Genomic DNA, 654 nt, shown 5'->3' on the forward strand with positions numbered 1-654 from the left:
GTCGCCGCGGTCGCGGTTGAAGCCGCCACCGGAGGGGCGGTCGTCGCGACGGAAGCCGCCACGGTCGCCACCACGGTCATCGCGGTTGAAACCACCCGACGGGCGATCGCCACGGTCACGGTTGAAGCCGCCACCGGACGGACGGTCGTCACGACGCGGACGGTCGTCACGGTTGAAACCACCACCCGAGGGGCGGTCGTCACGGCGGAAGCCGCCGCCGCCCTGACGGTCGTCCCGACGGGCGCCGCCACGGTCGTTCGACCAGCCCCCACGGGACCGGGGCTCGTAGCCTCGGCCGTCGTCCGATCGACGCTCGGGACGGTCCTGGGGCTGGTTCGACATCGTGGTGACTCCTTCTGCTGCTTCAGCTCCACCGCGGACTGAGCAACTCCGCTGCCGTCACGCGGTTTCGGCGCCGGCCTCCTGGCCGCGCACCATCTCCATTGTCCGACATCCCGGAACACTCCGCCTGGGCGAAGGTCCCGGCCTGCCGGGGTACTACTCGTTCGCAAAACACAAAAAGGCCGCGGCCCCAGCGAGTCGCTGGGGCCGCGGCCTTGAATAATTGTTCGGCGGCGTCCTACTCTCCCACAGGGTCCCCCCTGCAGTACCATCGGCGCTGTAAGGCTTAGCTTCCGGGTTCGGAATGTAACC

The 654-nt window shown here is 69.1% G+C and carries 1 rRNA gene and 1 pseudogene; one reads left to right on the forward strand and one right to left on the reverse strand.

The window, feature by feature from the left end:
- Positions 1–384 (forward strand): annotated as a pseudogene (locus tag AB0O82_RS37590) (hypothetical protein); the annotation flags it as partial.
- A gap of 183 nt (positions 385–567) precedes the next feature.
- Here AB0O82_RS37590 and rrf read toward each other — a convergent pair.
- A 5S ribosomal RNA gene (rrf, locus tag AB0O82_RS37595) occupies positions 568–654 on the reverse strand; the annotation flags it as partial.

The organism is Kitasatospora sp. NPDC088264, assembly GCF_040685715.1.
Taxonomy (GTDB): Bacteria; Actinomycetota; Actinomycetes; order Streptomycetales; family Streptomycetaceae; genus Kitasatospora.